The sequence below is a fragment of the Streptosporangium sp. NPDC020072 genome, assembly GCF_040631445.1.
Classification (GTDB): Bacteria; Actinomycetota; Actinomycetes; order Streptosporangiales; family Streptosporangiaceae; genus Streptosporangium.
In genome coordinates this window covers 313058-329427 of the sequence record NZ_JBEYAB010000005.1, presented here as the reverse complement: position 1 = coordinate 329427, position 16370 = coordinate 313058, and the positions used below count along the sequence as shown (strand labels likewise).

16 protein-coding genes are annotated in these 16370 nt (G+C 71.7%); 7 read left to right on the top strand and 9 right to left on the bottom strand.

Annotated elements, in window-relative coordinates:
* Positions 1-145: 145 nt before the first annotated feature.
* Entirely contained in the window at positions 146-1303 is a 1158-nt protein-coding gene (locus tag ABZ470_RS13950) for a CoA transferase (RefSeq protein WP_362911563.1), read from the top strand.
* Positions 1304-1352: 49 nt separating this feature from the next.
* Complete coding sequence (locus ABZ470_RS13945; RefSeq protein ID WP_362911696.1) at positions 1353-2861, top strand: carboxyl transferase domain-containing protein; 1509 nt, start codon at positions 1353-1355, stop codon at positions 2859-2861.
* 10 nt (positions 2862-2871) lie between these two features.
* Here the strand turns inward: ABZ470_RS13945 and ABZ470_RS13940 are convergent, their stop codons facing one another.
* From ABZ470_RS13940 to ABZ470_RS13925, 4 genes are read right to left on the bottom strand one after another with little or no spacing between them, the layout of a single operon-like run.
* Positions 2872-3303: a hypothetical protein gene (locus tag ABZ470_RS13940; protein WP_352011368.1), complete on the bottom strand. Its 432-nt coding sequence runs from the start codon at positions 3301-3303 to the stop codon at positions 2872-2874.
* The gene (locus ABZ470_RS13935; protein WP_352011369.1) at positions 3300-3761 is read right to left on the bottom strand and encodes a hypothetical protein; all 462 of its coding nucleotides are present in this window, start codon (positions 3759-3761) and stop codon (positions 3300-3302) included. The genes ABZ470_RS13940 and ABZ470_RS13935 overlap by 4 nt, the downstream gene beginning before the upstream one ends.
* A gap of 9 nt (positions 3762-3770) precedes the next feature.
* Positions 3771-4574, bottom strand: coding sequence for a carbon-nitrogen hydrolase family protein (locus tag ABZ470_RS13930; protein ID WP_362911562.1), 804 nt, complete (start codon positions 4572-4574; stop codon positions 3771-3773).
* Complete coding sequence (locus ABZ470_RS13925; RefSeq protein ID WP_362911561.1) at positions 4571-5557, bottom strand: DUF418 domain-containing protein; 987 nt, start codon at positions 5555-5557, stop codon at positions 4571-4573. The genes ABZ470_RS13930 and ABZ470_RS13925 overlap by 4 nt, the downstream gene beginning before the upstream one ends.
* A 112-nt stretch (positions 5558-5669) precedes the next feature.
* Between ABZ470_RS13925 and ABZ470_RS13920 the strand changes: the two genes are divergently transcribed.
* Positions 5670-6839 carry a pyridoxal phosphate-dependent aminotransferase gene (locus ABZ470_RS13920; RefSeq protein ID WP_362911560.1) on the top strand — a complete coding sequence of 390 codons (1170 nt, stop codon included), beginning with the start codon at positions 5670-5672 and terminating at the stop codon, positions 6837-6839.
* 9 nt (positions 6840-6848) lie between these two features.
* Here the strand turns inward: ABZ470_RS13920 and ABZ470_RS13915 are convergent, their stop codons facing one another.
* On the bottom strand, positions 6849-7793 hold the full coding sequence (locus ABZ470_RS13915) for a LysR substrate-binding domain-containing protein (protein WP_352011373.1): 945 nt from the start codon (positions 7791-7793) through the stop codon (positions 6849-6851).
* Positions 7794-7889: 96 nt separating this feature from the next.
* Here ABZ470_RS13915 and ABZ470_RS13910 point away from each other — a divergent pair, with 96 nt between their 5' ends.
* Both ABZ470_RS13910 and ABZ470_RS13905 read left to right on the top strand, forming a co-directional pair.
* Positions 7890-8444: a peroxiredoxin gene (locus ABZ470_RS13910; protein ID WP_352011374.1), complete on the top strand. Its 555-nt coding sequence runs from the start codon at positions 7890-7892 to the stop codon at positions 8442-8444.
* A complete protein-coding gene (locus ABZ470_RS13905; protein WP_362911559.1) occupies positions 8444-8980 on the top strand; it encodes a carboxymuconolactone decarboxylase family protein in 537 nt (178 codons plus the stop codon). Before ABZ470_RS13910 ends, ABZ470_RS13905 begins: the two co-directional genes overlap by 1 nt.
* 66 nt (positions 8981-9046) lie before the next feature.
* Here the strand turns inward: ABZ470_RS13905 and ABZ470_RS13900 are convergent, their stop codons facing one another.
* Positions 9047-10618, bottom strand: coding sequence for an MDR family MFS transporter (locus ABZ470_RS13900; protein ID WP_362911558.1), 1572 nt, complete (start codon positions 10616-10618; stop codon positions 9047-9049).
* A gap of 81 nt (positions 10619-10699) precedes the next feature.
* Between ABZ470_RS13900 and ABZ470_RS13895 the strand changes: the two genes are divergently transcribed.
* A complete protein-coding gene (locus ABZ470_RS13895) occupies positions 10700-11269 on the top strand; it encodes a TetR family transcriptional regulator (protein ID WP_362911557.1) in 570 nt (189 codons plus the stop codon).
* Here ABZ470_RS13895 and ABZ470_RS13890 read toward each other — a convergent pair.
* Positions 11261-12196 carry a cation diffusion facilitator family transporter gene (locus ABZ470_RS13890; protein WP_362911555.1) on the bottom strand — a complete coding sequence of 312 codons (936 nt, stop codon included), beginning with the start codon at positions 12194-12196 and terminating at the stop codon, positions 11261-11263. The two genes, ABZ470_RS13895 and ABZ470_RS13890, sit on opposite strands and share 9 nt — an antisense overlap.
* A gap of 290 nt (positions 12197-12486) precedes the next feature.
* On the opposite strand from ABZ470_RS13890, the gene ABZ470_RS13885 reads away from it, so the two are divergent.
* Entirely contained in the window at positions 12487-13212 is a 726-nt protein-coding gene (locus ABZ470_RS13885; RefSeq protein WP_352011379.1) for an alpha/beta fold hydrolase, read from the top strand.
* A gap of 221 nt (positions 13213-13433) precedes the next feature.
* Here ABZ470_RS13885 and ABZ470_RS13880 read toward each other — a convergent pair whose 3' ends face one another.
* Both ABZ470_RS13880 and ABZ470_RS13875 read right to left on the bottom strand, forming a co-directional pair.
* On the bottom strand, positions 13434-14324 hold the full coding sequence (locus ABZ470_RS13880) for a glycoside hydrolase family 16 protein (RefSeq protein ID WP_352011380.1): 891 nt from the start codon (positions 14322-14324) through the stop codon (positions 13434-13436).
* Positions 14321-16360 (bottom strand): acyltransferase family protein, encoded by a 2040-nt coding sequence (locus ABZ470_RS13875; RefSeq protein WP_362911553.1) that lies wholly within the window; start codon positions 16358-16360, stop codon positions 14321-14323. Before ABZ470_RS13875 ends, ABZ470_RS13880 begins: the two co-directional genes overlap by 4 nt.
* Positions 16361-16370: the final 10 nt, after the last annotated feature.

Below are 16370 nucleotides of genomic sequence, written 5' to 3'. Positions count from 1 at the left end.
GGCCCCCCAAGGCGGTCCCAGGCCGGATGGAGGGGCCGGACGGAGGGCTGGGAAGATCTTCGATGGGCGGGGCGGCCGGTGGCGGGGGACACCCCTTTCCCGTCCCGATTCGGCTAGGCTCGGCGACCACCAATGGAGGTTGATCTTGCACGGAGCCCTCGGCGACATCGTCGTACTCGACCTCTCCCGCGCCCTGGCGGGACCGCACGCGGCACAGATGCTCGGTGACCTCGGAGCCCGGGTGATCAAGGTGGAACAGCCGGAGGCGGGCGACGAGTCCCGGAGCTGGGGACCGCCCTTCGTCGGCCCCGGCCACGACATCTCCACCTACTTCCTCGCGGCCAACCGCAACAAGCGCTCCATCACCGTGGACATGAAGTCCGCCGAGGGCAGGACCCTCATCGAACGCCTGGTGCGGCAGAGCGACGTCCTGGTCGAGAACTTCCGCACCGGCGTCCTGGACCGCCTCGGGTTCGGCGTCGAGCGGCTGCACGAACTCAACCCCCGTCTCGTCGTGTTGTCGATCACCGGGTTCGGGCACGACGGCCCCGAGGGCGGCAGGCCGGGCTACGACCAGATCGCCCAGGGCGAGGCGGGACTGATGAGCCTGACCGGCCCCTCGCCCGCGGAGCCGTACCGGGTGGGGGCCTCCATCGCCGACCTGCTCGGCGGCATCCACGGCGCCTACGGCGTGGTCGCCGCGCTCTACGAGCGGGAGCGGACCGGGCGGGGCAAGGTCGTGCGGACCTCGCTGCTGGCCGCGGTGACCGGCGTGCACTCCTACCACGGCACGGCCTGGACGGTCGGGGGGCGGGTGCCCGGCGCGGGCGGCAACCACCACGCCTCCATCGCCCCCTACGGCGCCTTCCGCTGCGCCGACGGCATGCTCCAGATCGCGGTGGCCAACGACGCCCAGTGGCGCAAGGTCGCCGGCCTGCTCGGCATCGACCCGCTGACCCCGGAGTACGCGACGAACAGGGAACGCTTCGCGCACCGCTCCCGCCTGATCGCCGACATCGAACGAGCCCTGGCCGGGCACGGCCGCGCCCACTGGCTGGCGGCGTTCGCCGGGATCGGGGTGCCCGCCGGGGCGATCAGGACGATCGACGAGGTCTACGCCTGGGAGCAGACACGCTCCCAGGGCCTGGTCGTCGAGGTCGACCACCCGGTCCTGGGCACGATCGAGCTTCCCGGGCCGCCGCTGCGCTTCGACGGCGATCCGCCCATGCGGCACACCGCCCCGCCCGCGCTCGGCGAGCACAACGACGAGGTCCTCGCGTGGCTGGAGGAACGTGAAGGATGACGACCTCTTCCTCGTACCCACCCTGCCGCGCGGGCCGGAGAGCCGGGGTATGAACCTCGTGCGTCCCGACGCCCGCGCGCTGATCGACGCCTTCCTCGACCCCGGGACATGGCGGTCGTGGGACCGGACGCCCGCCGACCCCGCACCCGAGGGTTCCGGCTACGCGGAGGAACTGGCCCAGGCCCGCGCCAGGAGCGGCTACGACGAGTCGGTCGTCACCGGGGAGGGGCTGCTCGACGGCCGCAGGGTGGCCTTCGCCGCCAGCGAGTTCTCCTTCCTCGCCGGATCGATCGGGTTCGCCGCCGCCGAACGGCTCACCGCCGCGATCGAGCGGGCGACCGCGGAACGGCTCCCGCTGCTGGCCGCCCCGGCCTCGGGCGGCACCCGGATGCAGGAGGGCGCCCCGGCCTTCGTGCAGATGGTGAAGATCACCGCCGCGGTCGCCGCCCACCGCGCCGCGGGCCTGCCGTACCTGGTCTATCTGCGGCACCCGACCACGGGCGGGGTCTTCGCCTCGTGGGGGTCGCTCGGGCACGTCACCATGGCCGAGCCCGGCGCCCTGATCGGGTTCCTGGGCCCCAGGATCTTCGAGTCGCTACACGGCTACCCCTTTCCCGAGGGCGTCCAGGTCGCGGAGAATCTCCTGGCCCACGGCCTGCTCGACGCGGTCGTGCCCGCCCCTGAGGCCAGGCGGCTCGCCGTCCGGGCCCTGTCCGTGCTGTGCGCCCCGCGTGAGGTACGGCCCGCAGGGCGGGAGCCGGACGAGCACGTCCCCCCGGTCCAGGCGTGGGACGCCGTCACCCGTTCCCGCAGGGACGACCGCCCCGGTGTGCGTGAGCTGCTCGGGTACGGCGCCCGCGACGTCACCCCGCTCAACGGCAGCGGCGAGGGGGAGGCGGACCCCGGCCTGCTCATCGCGCTGGCCAGGTTCGGTGAGGCCCCGGCCGTCGTGCTCGGCCAGGACCGGGGCCGCAGAAGGGTCACGGCCCCCTTCGGTCCCGCCGGGCTCCGGGTCGCCCGGCGGGGGATGCGCCTGGCCGCGGAACTGGGCCTGCCGCTGGTCACGGTGGTCGACACCCCGGGGGCCGCGCTGTCCAAGGCGGCCGAGGAGGGCGGCCTGGCCGCGGAGATCGCCCGCTGCCTGGCCGACCTGGTCACGCTCGGGGCACCGACGGTCTGCCTGCTGCTCGGTGAGGGCGCCGGCGGCGCCGCCCTGGCGCTGCTGCCCGCCGACCGCGTGTTGTGCGCCCAGCACGCCTGGCTGTCCCCGTTGCCGCCGGAGGGCGCCTCGGCGCTGCTGTACCGGAGCGTCGACTTCGCCCCGGAGACCGCCGCCGCGCAACGGGTGAAGTCGACCGACCTGCGGCGCGACGGCATCGTCGACCGGATCATCCCGGAGCTGCCCGACGCCGCCTACGAGCCGGAGGCCTTCTCCCGCAGGGTCGCGCACGCCCTGGAACACGAGATCGCCGGACTGCTGCGGCCGGCCCCGGCCGACCGGCTCACCGCCCGCCTGGCGCGCTACCGGGCGCTCGGCGGGCGGGCGGACCCGGCCTGAGGCCGGGACGTCACGACTCCGGCTCGGCCGGGGTGAGGGACAGGGGGACGCGCTCGACGCGGATGGAGAAGACCTCGTCACGGGGGACGACGACCTCGTAGGCGCCGTGGTCGACCATCCAGTAGCCGAGCGCCTCGGCCTTCAGCCCGCTGTGACCGGTGTAGGCGATGTGCAGGCTCTCCTCGCCGTTCTCCTCGGAGACGTCGAGGACCAGGCACGGCTCGCCGCCGAACGCCCCGACCGTGCGCACCAGCACCAGCCACTCCAGCTCCTCGCGGGGCACCACGGCCCGCCAGTAGCCGGAGAGACGTTCGAAGCCCTGCCGGGCCTCCTTGGCGAACAGCACGACCTCGGAGTCACCGGGGCCCAGCGCCGCGACGTGGGTCCGCTCGCCGTAGCGCGCCAGGAAACCGGATGCCACCGGTTCGATCACGTCGCTCACGAGGCCCGCCGCCAGGCGAGGCCGTCGTAACGGCCGAACAGGCGCTCTTCGCCGGGTGTCACGTGGATGATCTCGGCTCCCGCTGGGATCGGCACGGGTGTGGTGTGGAACTGCGGCACGACGTGCTCACGCGAGGTGGTGAAGCCGTTGCCCGCGAACGGGGGGACGTCGTTCCAGTCGCCCCCCATGTGCGGGCCGTAGGGGACGGCGTAGGCGTCGACGTCACGGGCGAACCAGCGCATGAGGTACAGCTCCGGGACGGCCGTGGTCAGCTCGGAGCCCTCGAAGCCCAGGTCGAGGCCCGCGAAGAGCTGGGCGGGCGTTGTCAGGCGGGCGCAGTCCTGCACGCGGTAGACATATCCCGATATGACGCTGCGCCTGCCCGCGAGATAGGGCACGAGCAGTCGGGGCGGGATGACCTTCTGCATCTGCGTTCTACGCCCAGGTGGCTCACTCACGGTCGCATTTTACGATCTGCCGACCTGAAGCCGCCGGTGTTCCAAGCAGGGCAGGGCATTCCGGGTGGCAATCGTGACCTGGGGGTCGAGCACGCACGTCCGCACCGCGGGCGCGGGCCCCAGGTCGGTGTGGACGACGCCCATCGGGTCGACGAGCATGCTCCTGCCGATCCCGAAACCGTCGGCGGCCTCGGGGTTCGGCGCCTGCCCGACGGCCGCGACCCAGGTGGTGTTCTCGATCGCGCGGGCCCGCACCAGGGTCGCCCAGTGCTCCTCCTTCATCGGGCCCGACCCCCAGGCGGCGATCACCGCGAACAGGTCGGCCCCCCGGTCGGCCAGCGCCCTGCCCAGCTCGGGGAAGCGGACGTCGTAGCAGGTGACCAGGCCGACCCGCAGCCCGGCCAGCTCGACGACCACCGGCTCCTCACCGGGGACGACCAGCTCCGACTCCTTGGCGCCGAAGGAGTCGAACAGGTGGATCTTCCGGTAGGCGGCCAGGAGCGCGCCCGTCTCGTCGAGGGCGACGGCGGTGTTGTACACCCGGCCCCGCCCGGCCTCTCCGGTCTCGAACACCCCGGCGACGACCGCGAGGCCGGACTCCTTGGCGGCCTCGGCGAGCCCGGTGACGAACGGCCCGTCCAGGGGCTCGGCCAAGCCGGTGATCCGCCTGCCGTACCGGGTGAGGGTGGCCTCGGGGAGGATCGCCAGCTCGGCGCCGTCCTCGGCGGCGGAGCGCAGGGCCTCGCGGGCGCGGGACAGGTTGACGGCGGGGTCCTCGGAGACCGGGATCTGGCACAGTGCGATGCGCGTCACGTCCTCGACCCTATCCGGCGGTTGGGCACCCGTTCCAGCCACGTCAGGCATCGCCATCCCCACTCCAGCGGGCCGTAGCGGTGCCCCCGCAGCCACGCCCTGCTGAGGAACACCTGCGCGGCCAGTACGGTGACCGTCAGCGCGACCACCGTGATCCTGGTCGGGTCCGCGGCCAGCAACGGCAGCGCCGCCAGGATGACCAGGGTGCTCGTCAGATAGTTCGTCAGCGCCATCCGGCCGAGCGGCGCCAGGACCGCCAGCAGCGGCCCGCGCGCCCGGGTTCGCAGGAGCAGCAGCAGCCCCGTGCAGTAGGCCGTCGCGGCGGCGAGCCCGGCCGTGGGGTAGAGGCCACGGAAGTAGAACGTGCGGTCCCCGGCCGTCGCCCTGACCCACAGGTAGCCGAGGACGACGGCCAGCGCCGTACCGGCCACGAAGACGGGCCCCACCGGCCACCGCGGCGGCCCGTACTCCATCGCCGCCATGCCCAGCAGGAACAGACCGGGGATGAGGATGACGCCGCCGCCCTCGCGCACCCCCCACACCGTCACGACGATCCCGAGCAGCAGCACCCCCCGGCGCGGCAGGAACGAGGCGGGCAGCAGCACCAGCGCCCCGAAGATCGCGTACGGCAGGAGCACCTCGCCCGGGTTCACCGTCTGGTGGAGCAGGCCGAGCATCCCGAGCACGGCCAGGCGGCGCAGCAGCACGAGCCTGGGACGGCCGGTGCGCGCGGCGGCCGAATCGAGGAACAGCACAAGGCTCATCCCGAAAAGCACGGAGAAGATTGGATAGAAACGGCTCTGTCCGAGATTCTCCACGACCCAGTCGACGGCACCGCGCTCGGCGCCGGGCGCGCGCTCACGAAGGTGCTGCCAGGTGTTGACCAGCATGATCCCGCACACCGCGAACCCGCGTAGCGCGTCCAGCTCGTGGAGCCTTCCGGATGCGGGAGCCGTATGGGTCACAGGAAACAGACGTATCACCGCGCAATCCATCTCGCCTAGACGACCTCTGTCATAAGACGACAAGCCCATACAAATCTAGGTCGTCGGGCTGGCACTCGATCTGTCACGCGCCCCGGTCTACTGTTGCCGTGTGAACGATCCCCTGGTGGCGCGGATGCGCGCGTTCGGCACGACGATCTTCTCCGAGATGTCGGCGCTCGCCGTACGGACCGGTTCGATCAATCTGGGACAGGGCTTTCCCGACACCGACGGGCCCGCCGCGATGCTGGAACGCGCGGCGGCGGCGATCAGGGAGGGGGCCAACCAGTACCCTCCCGGCCCCGGCGTCCCCGACCTGCGCCAGGCCGTCTCCGAGCACCGCAAGGCCTGCTACGGCCTCGACTACGACCCCGACGGCGAGATCCTGGTCACCGTCGGCGCGACCGAGGCGATCGCGGCCTCGATCCTGGCGCTGTGCGAGCCGGGAGACGAGGTGATCGCCTTCGAGCCCTACTACGACTCCTACGCCGCCGCCATCGCCCTGGCCGGGGCCGTGCTGCGCCCGGTCACCCTGCGCCCGGTCGAGGGACGCTTCACCTTCGACCTGGCGGAACTGCGCGCCGCCGTCGGCCCGCGTACCAGGGCGATCCTGGTCAACTCACCGCACAACCCGACGGGGACCGTCCTCACCCGCGCCGAGCTTGAGGAGATCGCCCTGCTGTGCAGGGAGCATGACCTGGTGGCCGTCACCGACGAGGTCTACGAGCACCTCACCTTCGACGGCGTCGAGCACATCCCGCCGGCCACCCTGCCCGGCATGCGCGAGCGCACCGTGATGATCTCCTCGGCGGGCAAGACCTTCTCGGTCACCGGCTGGAAGACGGGCTGGGTGTGCGGGCCGTCCCCGCTCGTGCGCGCCGTGCAGACCGTCAAGCAGTTCCTCACCTTCACCGCCTCGGCCCCCTGGCAGCTGGCCGTCGCCCACGCCCTGCGCCACGAGATGGAGTGGGTCTCCGGGCAGCGCGCGGCCCTGCAGGCCAAGCGCGACCGCCTGACGGCCGGGCTGTCCGCGGCGGGCTTCGAGGTCTACCGCCCCTCGGGCACCTACTTCGTGCAGACCGACATCCGCCCCCTCGGCTTCACCGACGGCCTCACCCTGGCCCGTGAGCTGCCGGACCTGGCGGGCGTGGTGGCCATTCCCACCCAAGTCTTCTACGCCGACCCCGGACGCGGCAGCCACTTCGTCCGCTTCGCCTTCTGCAAGAAGGAGGAGGTCATCGACGAGGCCGTCGCCCGCCTCGGCCGTCTGGCGGGCCGGTGAGCGCGCCGTTCAGCCGACGATCCTGACCGGCAGGCGTCTGGCGCGCAGCGCCGAGCGAACGGCCCTGGCGAGCAGGCCGTACTCGGCGGACCTGGCCGAGCTGGCGCGGTAGGCCAGGCCGATGGTCCTGCCGGGGGCGGGGTCGGCGAAGCGGCGCAGCGCCAGCCGTACCCGCTTGCCCGTCTCGACCGGGACCGCCGACTCGGGCAGCAGCGTCACCCCGAGACCGCCCGCGACGAGCTGGACCAGGGTCGGCAGGCTGGTGGCGTAGGTGGCCGCCGTCGCCCGCGCGCCGACCTCACGGCACACGTCGATGGCCTGTTCGCGCAGGCAGTGGCCCTGGTTGAGCAGCACGATGTCCAGCCCCTTGAGCGCCTCGCGGTCCAGCGGCGTGTCATCCCCGGCCATGGGATGGTCGGGGGAGAAGGCGAGCAGGAAGTCCTCCTCGTAGAGGGGCTCCTCGACCAGCCCGGTCACCTCGGTCGGCAGCGCGAGCATCACCATGTCGAGACGGCCCTCACGCACCTCCTCCAGGATGGTCTCGGTCTTGGCCTCGTGCACGGTCAGCTTGAGCCTGGGGAAGCGCCGCGAGAACATCGGCAGCAACGCGGGCAGCACGTAGGGGGCGACCGTGGGGATCACCCCCAGGTGCGCGGGGCCGTTGAACGGCTCCCGGTTCTGGGCGACCTCACCCATGAGGTCCTCGACCGCCTTGAGCACCCGCGCCGCGTGCACCGCGACCCGCTCGCCCGAGGGGGTCAGCAGGACCTTCCTGGTGGTCCGTTCGAGTAACCGGGTGTGCAGGGTCTCCTCAAGGGCGGAGACCGCGCTCGACAGCGCGGGCTGGCTCATCCGCAGCGCGGAGGCCGCCTCCCGGAAGTGCAGATGATCGGCGACCGCGAGGAATGCCCGCAGTTGAGCGAGGGTGGGGGTTGGCTCACTGATAAGGATCACCTGTCAGATTCGTTCGACTGCTCGATTTCTCGAATCAATGCTAGGTGCGGCAGTCTGGGCTCCGACAACGACGTCCCCTGTGAAGGAGAACCGGACTTGCTCACCATCGGTGACCGCTTCCCTGAGTTCGAGCTGACCGCCTGTGTCTCCCTGGACGCGGACAGCGCGTTCGCCCAGATCGACCACAAGTCCTACGAGGGCAAGTGGAAGGTCTACTTCGCGTGGCCCAAGGACTTCACCTTCGTCTGTCCGACCGAGATCGCCGAGTTCGGCCGTCTCGAAGGCGAGTTCGCCGACCGCGACGCCCAGGTCCTGGGTTTCTCGGTCGACTCCGAGTTCGTCCACCACGCCTGGCGCAAGGACCACCCCGACCTGCGTGACCTGCCCTTCCCCATGCTGTCCGACATCAAGCGGGAGCTGTCGTCGGCGCTGGGCATCCTCGGCTCCGACGGTGTCGCCCAGCGCGCCACCTTCATCGTCGACCAGAACAACGAGATCCAGTTCGTCATGGTGACCGCCGGTTCGGTCGGCCGCAACGTCAAGGAGGTCCTGCGGGTCCTCGACGCCCTCCAGTCCGACGAGCTGTGCCCCTGCAACTGGAACAAGGGCGAGGCCGGTCTGGACGCGAAGCAGCTGCTGGCCGGCGTCTGATGTCCGTCGACAACCTCAAGGGCGCCCTTCCTGACTACGCCAAGGACGTCAAGCTCAACCTGGGCTCGCTCGTCACGACCTCCTCGCTCGGCGAGCAGCAGCTCTGGGGGACGCTGCTCGCCTGCGCGGCGGCGACGAGGTCCCAGCGCGTGATCGCCGAGATCGCGGCCGAGGCGGCCGACGTCCTGTCCGCCGAGGCGTTCAGGGCGGCCAAGGGCGCCGCCGCGATCATGGCGATGAACAACGTCTACTACCGGTCGATGCACCTGATCGGTGACGAGACCTACGCGACCATGCCCGCCAAGCTCCGTATGACCATCATCGGGAACCCGGGCGTGGACAAGGTCGACTTCGAGCTCTGGTCGCTCGCGGTCTCCGCGATCGGCGGCTGCGGCCGCTGCCTGGAGTCCCACGAGCAGGTGCTGCGCAAGGCGGGGCTGCCCCGCGAGCAGATCCAGGAGGCCATCCGGATCGCCGCGGTCGTCAACGCCGTCGCGGCGGTGCTGGAGTCGGAGGCCGCTCTGGCCACGGTCTGAGACAGCGAAGAAGGGGCGGGTGTGCACCCGCCCCTTCTTTGTGCCTGCCCTTCTTCGTGTCTGGCGTCAGCTCGCGTCAGCGAGGTCGGCCTGCGTCGCGGGCGCCGCGCCCCGCGCCGAGCGCAGCGGGAGTTCCTTGAGCATCAGCGCCGCCAGCGCGGCCAGTACGGCGATCGGCACGCCGACCAGGAAGACCGTGTGGATGGCCCGGGTGAAGGCCTCAAGGATCACTTCGAGCACCGGCGCCGGCAGACGGTGAATCGCGGCGGGGGAGCCGAGGCTGGGCGCCGTGCCACCGGTCAGGGGCAGATGGGCGGCCTTGGCGAGGGAGACCAGCTCGGAGGTGAGCCGGTTGGACAGGATCGCGCCGAAGGCGGCCACGCCGACCGCGCCGCCAAGGGAGCGGAAGAACGTCACGCCGGAGGTGGTCGAGGCCATGTCGGCGCGGGTGACGGCGTTCTGCGCGGCCAGGATCAGGATCTGCATGGAGGCGCCGAGCCCGACGCCGAGCACCGTGATGTCGACGCCGACGCTCACCAGTGAGCTGTCGACGTGCAGCCGGGAGAGCAGGAACAGCCCGAGGCCGACCAGCAGCATGCCCACGACGGGGAAGGCCTTCCAGCGGCCGGTCCTGGTGACGAAGCGGCCGACGGCGATGGAGGAGGCGAGCAGGCCGAGCACCATGGGCAGCGTCATCAGGCCGGAGGCGGTCGGGCTCATGTTCTTGACGATCTGCAGGTACTGCGGCAGGAACATCAGCGCACCGAACATCGCGGCGCCGACCAGCAGCGAGGCCAGGCAGGTGAGCACGAAGGTGTGGTTGCGGAACAGGTGCGGGGGCAGGATCGGGTCGGCCGCCCGGCGCTCGGCGAGGACGGCCAGGCCGAACAGCACCATGCTCAGCGCGCCGAGCCCGTAGGTCCAGCCGGAGCTCCAGGCGAACTCCTTGCCGCCGAGTGACAGCAGCAGCATCAGCGCGGTCGTGCCGCCGGTGATGAAGGTCGCGCCCCACCAGTCGACCTTGGCCGCGCGGTGGGACGGCGGCAGGTTGAGCACCCGCTGGATGACGAAGAAGGCGACCACGGCCAGCGGCACACAGATCCAGAACGTCCAGCGCCAGGACATGTTGTCCACGACGAAGCCGCCGAGGAGCGGTCCCGCGACGGTGGAGACGCCGAAGACCGCGCCGATGTAGCCGGAGTAGCGCCCCCGCTCCCTCGGCTCGACCACGTCGCCGAGGATGATCTGCGGCAGTGCCGCCAGGCCGCCCGCGCCGATCCCCTGTACGGCCCTGGCCGCGATGAGCTGGCCCATGTCCTGGGAGAAGCCCGCGGCGACCGAGGAGAGCACGAAGACCAGCAGGGCGGCCTGGAACATGAACTTGCGGCCGTACAGGTCCGACAGCTTGCCCCACAGCGGCGTCGAGGCGGTCATGGTCAGCAACGTCGCGCTGGCGACCCAGGCGAGCTGGTCCTGACCGCCGAGCGTGCCCACGATCGTCGGGAGCGCGGTCCCCACCACGGACGTCGAGATCATCGACGTCAGCATGGCGAGCATCAGGCCGGCCAGGATCTCCAGCACCTGTCTGTGGGTGAACCTCGGGGCCGCCTCGGTCTGGACCTGTTGTTCGGTCAGCATGGACCATCCCCCAATGTATGTACGATACACATGAAGTTAGTAGACGCTTGTTTACCCGTCAAATCTGGAAGGAATGGGAAAGTGGACGAGATACGGCGTCGCGACAGGGAGGGCACAAGGTGCCGCATCCTGGACACCGCCCGCCGTCTGTTCGCCGAACTCGGCTACGACCAGGTGACGATGCGGCTCATCTCCGCCGAGGCGGGGGTCAACATCGCCCTGATCAACCGCTACTTCGGCACGAAGCGGGAACTGTTCGCCGAGGTGCTGGCCGTACGGGGACGCTTTCCCGGGGTGCTGGACGTCCCGCGTGAGCAGCTGCCCCGGCGCCTGGCCGAGTACGTCGCCGACCTGCTCGGCTCGCGGGAGGAGGGGCCGGTGCTGGCGACGCTCAGCCGTTCGACGGTCTGCCCGGAGATCCACGAGATCGTCAGGGACCGGGTCCGCTCGGCGATCCTGGAGCCGCTGGCCGCGTGCCTGCCCGCCCGGGAGGCCCTCCTCGGGGCGACCGCCGCCACCGCGCTCGTGGCGGGCGCGGGCACGCTGCGCCAGCTCTTCGGGCCGGGCGCGTTCGACGAGGAGGGCAGGGAGGCCGTGGTCGCGCGGTTCACGAAGGTCTTCGAGGCCTGCCTCGGGGAGGCGTCAGGCTGACCTGTCGCGGCCCGCGGCGATCCGGCAGGCGGCACCCGGGACGTGGTCGACCTGCAGCGTGCTGTGGTCGATGTGGAAGCGCTCGTGCAGCAGGTCGGCCAGCTCGCGGCGGACCCGGTGGCAGTCACCGCCCGGCGCGACGGTCACGTGCGCCGACAGCGCGGACAGCCCGCTGGTCACGGTCCACACGTGCAGGTCGTCGACCCCGGTGACCTCGGTGTGGGCGGCGATGGCCGCGCTCACCTCAGCCGGGGGCGCGCCGGGGGGCGCCGCCTCGAACAGGATGCGCCCGGCCTCGCGCAGCAGGCCGTAGGCGGCCTTGCCCATCAGGGCCGCCACGACCAGGGCGGCGATCGCGTCCGCCCTGCCCCAGCCGGTGAGCCAGACGACCGCCCCCGCGACCGCGGTCGCCACGAAGGCGTACATGTCGTTGAGGATGTGCTGGAAGGCGCCCTCGACGTTGAGGCTGCCGCGGTCGGCCCTGGCGATGAGCCAGGCCGCGGCGGCGTTGACCCCGATGCCGACCAGTGCCGTGCCGAGGACCAGCGCCCCCGTCACCTCCGGAGGCTGCAGGAGCCGCCGGACGCCCTCGTAGACGAAGTAGACGACGAGCGCCACGAACGTCAGCCCGTTGATCGCGGCCGAGAGGATCTCGGCGCGTTTCCAGCCGAAGGTGTAGGCGCCGCTGGCGGGACGGGCCGCCATGCTCATCGCCACCAGGGCCAGGGCGATGGAGGCCGCGTCGGTGAGCATGTGTCCCGCGTCCGAGACCAGAGCGATGGAGTTGGCGATGACGCCGACCACGACCTCGGCCGCCATGAAGACCGTCAGCAGAACGAGTGCCGCGACCAGGTAGCGACGGTCGGAGTTCGCCCCGTGGCCGTGGCCGTGCCCGTGGCTGTGCCCATGTCCGTGGCCGTGACCCATCCCGAGACCCGCCTCATCAACACTTGAACAGTTGCTCAGACGTTAAGAAAGGTAAGCCTAACAGAACAAGATCTGAAGCGCGGAGGCACCGGCAGGACAGGAAATGCGCGACCCGCACAACACTGGTTCCCCACCCGTCACCCGGGAATCCCCGCACCCCGCACTGTCCGGTGCCGGTCATCTCCGAAACGGCCCAAGTGGCCGTCCCCCTCGCGCCGTCCGCACCCGGGGGGCGATCATGGAGGGACGGCCGCCGCGCCGCCCCAGTCCACAGCACGGAAGGAACCAACATGACCTGGCTGCGTACCCTCAAGCCCAGGCCGAGGGCCACCACGCGGCTGATCTGCTTCGCACACGCGGGCGGCTCGGTCACCGCCTACCGCGACTGGCCCGACCTGCTCCCCGGATCGGTCGAGCCGTACGGCGTGCAGCTGCCGGGCAGGGCGGACCGGTTCGGCGACCCCATGCCCGCCGACATCCACGAGATCGTCGGCCCCGTCGTCGAGGAGATCCGGCCCCTGATGGACCGGGACGTCGTGCTGTTCGGGCACAGCATGGGCGCGATCGTCGCCTACGAGACCACCAGGGCACTCGAAGCCGGGGGGGACGGCCCTGTCCGGCTGTTCGTCTCGGGAAGCGCCGCCCCGCACGAGCCCAGACGCAGGCGGGAGATCTCCTCCTACGACGACGAGGCCTTTCTGGCCGAGATGACCAAACTCGGTGGGACCGAGCTTGAGATCCTCTCCCACCCGGCGATGAGAGAGGTCGTCTTCCCCTACATCAGGGCCGACTTCCGCCTGGTCGAGGAGTACCGCCACACCCCCGGGCCCGCGCTGCGCACCCCCATCTCCGTCATCGTCGGCGACACCGACCCGGTGGTCACCCCGCTGCAGGCCAAGGAGTGGCAGGCCCGCACGGAGTCCGGCTTCTCCCTGACGATCCTGCCCGGCGGCCACTTCTACCTCCAGCCCCAACGCGCCGCCGTGGTGGCCGAGATCCTACGGAGGATGGGGTAGGGGGTTGTGTCTCTTTGCGACGCCTGGCGGCGTCGCGGGTTGTGCCTCCTTGCTCCGCCTGCGGCGTCGCGGGCTTGGGCGCTCTGAGTCGGTGCTTTCCCTCGTCACTGCGTCGCTTCGCTCCTGCGTTCCTCAGTCCAAGCACCGACGCGCCCAAGCCGAAACCCCTCACACGTGGCACCGGGAAAGCATGAGACGAAACTTCTCGCATTTGGGGGTGCTCATGCCTTGGGGGCGGGTTTGGTCTTCACCGAGACGTAGTCGATGAGCATGGGGCGGCCGGGGACGGTGGCGGGGGTGGGGCCGCCGCCGAAGGCGTTGGGGAGGCCGCCGCCCACGGCGACGTTCAGGATCAGGAAGAAGCCGTGCGCCGTCGCCCTGCCCCAGGTCTGCGGGTCCATCCGGGTGGCGGCGACGGTCAGGACGGGGGCGTCGTCGAGATACCAGCGGATCTCCTTCTCGTCGATCTCCACGGTGTAGCGGTGGAAGCTCCCGTGACAGGACGGGCAGGGACGCTCGCCGGAGCCGATGCCCGAAGGCTCGCCGCACGGCCCGCCGGGCATCACACCGCAGTGCATGGCGGCCATGACCGAGGGACGGCCGTTGACCGCCTCCATCACGTCGATCTCGCCGATGGCGGGCCAGCCGGTGTAACCGTCGCGCAGCGGGGCGCCCAGCATCCAGAACGCGGGCCAGTAGCCCGCGCCGTCCGCCGGGGTCACCGCCGGAAGCCGGATCCTGGCCTCCACACGCAGCACGCCTCCCGGCGGGGGCCTGAAGTCGGAGCGGGCGGTCTCCACCCGGCCCGACGTCCAGGCCCCCTCGCGCAGCAGCGGGGTGATGGCCAGGTTCCCCGCACCGTCGAGGGAGACGTTCTCCGTCGAGTCGGTCATGGTCTCGATCTCCCCGGTGCCCCACCGGGGGGCGGGGCAGCCGGGATAGCAGGTACCGAGGTCGTGCAGCCACCCCTGGGGAAGCGGGGATCCGGCGGCCCCGGAGAAGTCGTCACGGAAGATCTCGGTCCAGCGTGCCTCCCGGGCCTCCCGGCCGGGCCCCGAGCACCCGGCCAGGAGGACGACAAGGGCGAGGACCACCCGGGTGGCGGGCCTCACAGCACCGTGGGGATCAGGTCGAGGTCCTCAAGGTCCTGCTCGATCCGGGGAGCGAGCCGTACCGCGAGGGTGTCGGTGATGTGCGCGTCGTCGCGGTAGAGCACGATGCCGTCGAGCGCCGCGGGACAGGTGGCCGAAGCGGAGTCCTCCGGGCACAGCAGCGGCGTCACGTCCAGCAGGCGGACCCCCGGACGTCCCCCTGCGGTGATCTGCTCGGCCAGCGGGTCGGGGCGCAGCCCGGCGGCGCGCGGGAACGCGCAGCCGGAAACGGGACCCCCGGAAAGACAGGCGGGCACGTCCTTGCCGGGCAGCGGCGTGTCACGCAGGTAGACCAGCGAGGCGCCGAGCCGTGACAGCGGGGTGAGGGTCGAGTCCCAGGCGCGGGTCAGCGCGGCCCTGTCGGTGGTGTACGCGTTGAGCGAGGCCAGCAGGATCAGCCGGGGCGGAGCCTCGCTCGCCAGCCGTTTCATCGCGTACTCCCGCCAGGCGTCGCACTCGCGGTACTCCCGACCCAGCCGGGGGTCGACGACCGTGAGCCGGGGCAGCGGGCAGCCGGGCTTGGTGAGGACCTCCAGGGCCCACCCTCTCCGTACGGCGATGCGCTCGGCCGCGGCGAACCACTGGCCCGCGTGGGAGTCGCCGATGAGGACGACCCTGTCCTTGGAGGAGGTGTCGCCGAACAGGCACGGCGGGCTCGTCGTCGCGGTCAGCGCGATCTCGCAGCCCTGGGACTTGGGGAAGTCGTTCCTGGCCTGCGCGGGTGGCGGGCGCAGCGCCGTACCGGGGGTGTCCGGTGTCTCGGCCGACTGCGCCACGGTGACCGTGGTGGTCGTGGCGCCCTGCACGATCCCGCCGTTGAGCAGGAGCGCGGCGGCGACGGGCACGGCCATCGCGCTGGTGCCCAGGGCCAGGCCGCGCCGGGGCAGCGCCGCCACGACCCGTGACGTCCGCAGCGGCTGTTCGACCAGCCTCAGCGTCAGGGCCGCGGGAAGCGCGCAGGCCAGCACCAGCGCCAGCCGTACCGGCCACGACTGCTCGCCGAGCGCGGCCTCGGTGAGGACCAGGACCGGCCAGTGCCACAGGTACCAGGAGAACGACAGCCGCCCCGCCAGCCGGACCGGTGCCCAGGACAGCGCGGCTGAGACCGGCGAGCGGAACACGATGACCGCCGCCGTGCCGAGCGTGGGGACCAGCGCGGCCGTCCCCGGGTACGGCGTCTGCGGGCCGAGCGCCACGATCGACCAGGCGACCGCGGCCGCCCCGGCCAGGCCGAGCGCCCCGGAGACGACCCGCAGGGAGAAGCGCGGGACGTCCCGGTGGCCCTCGCCGCCTCCGGGACGCGCGCCGAGACGCCCGCCGTACGGCGTGAGCAGGGCGGCCAGGGCACCCACGCCGAACTGCCAGGCACGGGAGGGGGAGGACAGGTAGGCGAGCGGGGCGCTGGTGCCCGTCCACCACAGCGCGAGCGCGAACGAGACACCGGTCAGCGCCACGACGGCCACCGCGATCGCGGGCAGGGGACTGCGGCCGAGGCGGCGCGCCACCAGCACGAGCACCAGCAGCAGCGGCGCCCACAGGAGGTAGAACTGCTCCTCGACGGCCAGTGACCAGTAGTGCAGCAGAGGACTCGGGTCCCGCGCGGCGGCCAGGTAGTCGGTCTGGCCCGCGACGAACCGCCAGTTGGCGAGATACAGGGCGGCGGCGACCACGTCACCGGCGACGTCGGTGCCGCGCAGCGGCGGCAGCAGCAGCCAGGCCCCGGCCGTCGTGGCGAGCAGCACGACCCCGGCGGCGGGCAGGATGCGCCTGGCCCTCCTGGCGTAGAAGTCCGCCAGTGAGAAACGGCCCTCGGCCGAGATGTCGCGCAGCAGCAGACCGGTGATCAGGAACCCGGAGATGACGAAGAACACGTCCACCCCGGCGAACCCCCCGGCCATGCCGGGCACGGTCGCGTGGAAGGCGAGCACGGCCAGGACGGCGACCGCCCGGAGCCCCTCGATGTCCGGCCTGAAGCCGAGACGGTAGCGCGGCGTCACGGCAGCAGCG

Excerpts from the sequence above, each read along its gene's own strand:
- ABZ470_RS13945 (WP_362911696.1), top strand. The coding sequence starts at position 1,353 with ATGAACCTCGTGCGTCCCGACGCCCGCGCGCTGATCGACGCCTTCCTC.
- ABZ470_RS13885 (WP_352011379.1), top strand. The coding sequence starts at position 12,487 with ATGACCTGGCTGCGTACCCTCAAGCCCAGGCCGAGGGCCACCACGCGG.
- ABZ470_RS13890 (WP_362911555.1), bottom strand. The coding sequence starts at position 12,196 with ATGGGTCACGGCCACGGACATGGGCACAGCCACGGGCACGGCCACGGC.
- ABZ470_RS13900 (WP_362911558.1), bottom strand. The coding sequence starts at position 10,618 with ATGCTGACCGAACAACAGGTCCAGACCGAGGCGGCCCCGAGGTTCACC.
- ABZ470_RS13905 (WP_362911559.1), top strand. The coding sequence starts at position 8,444 with ATGTCCGTCGACAACCTCAAGGGCGCCCTTCCTGACTACGCCAAGGAC.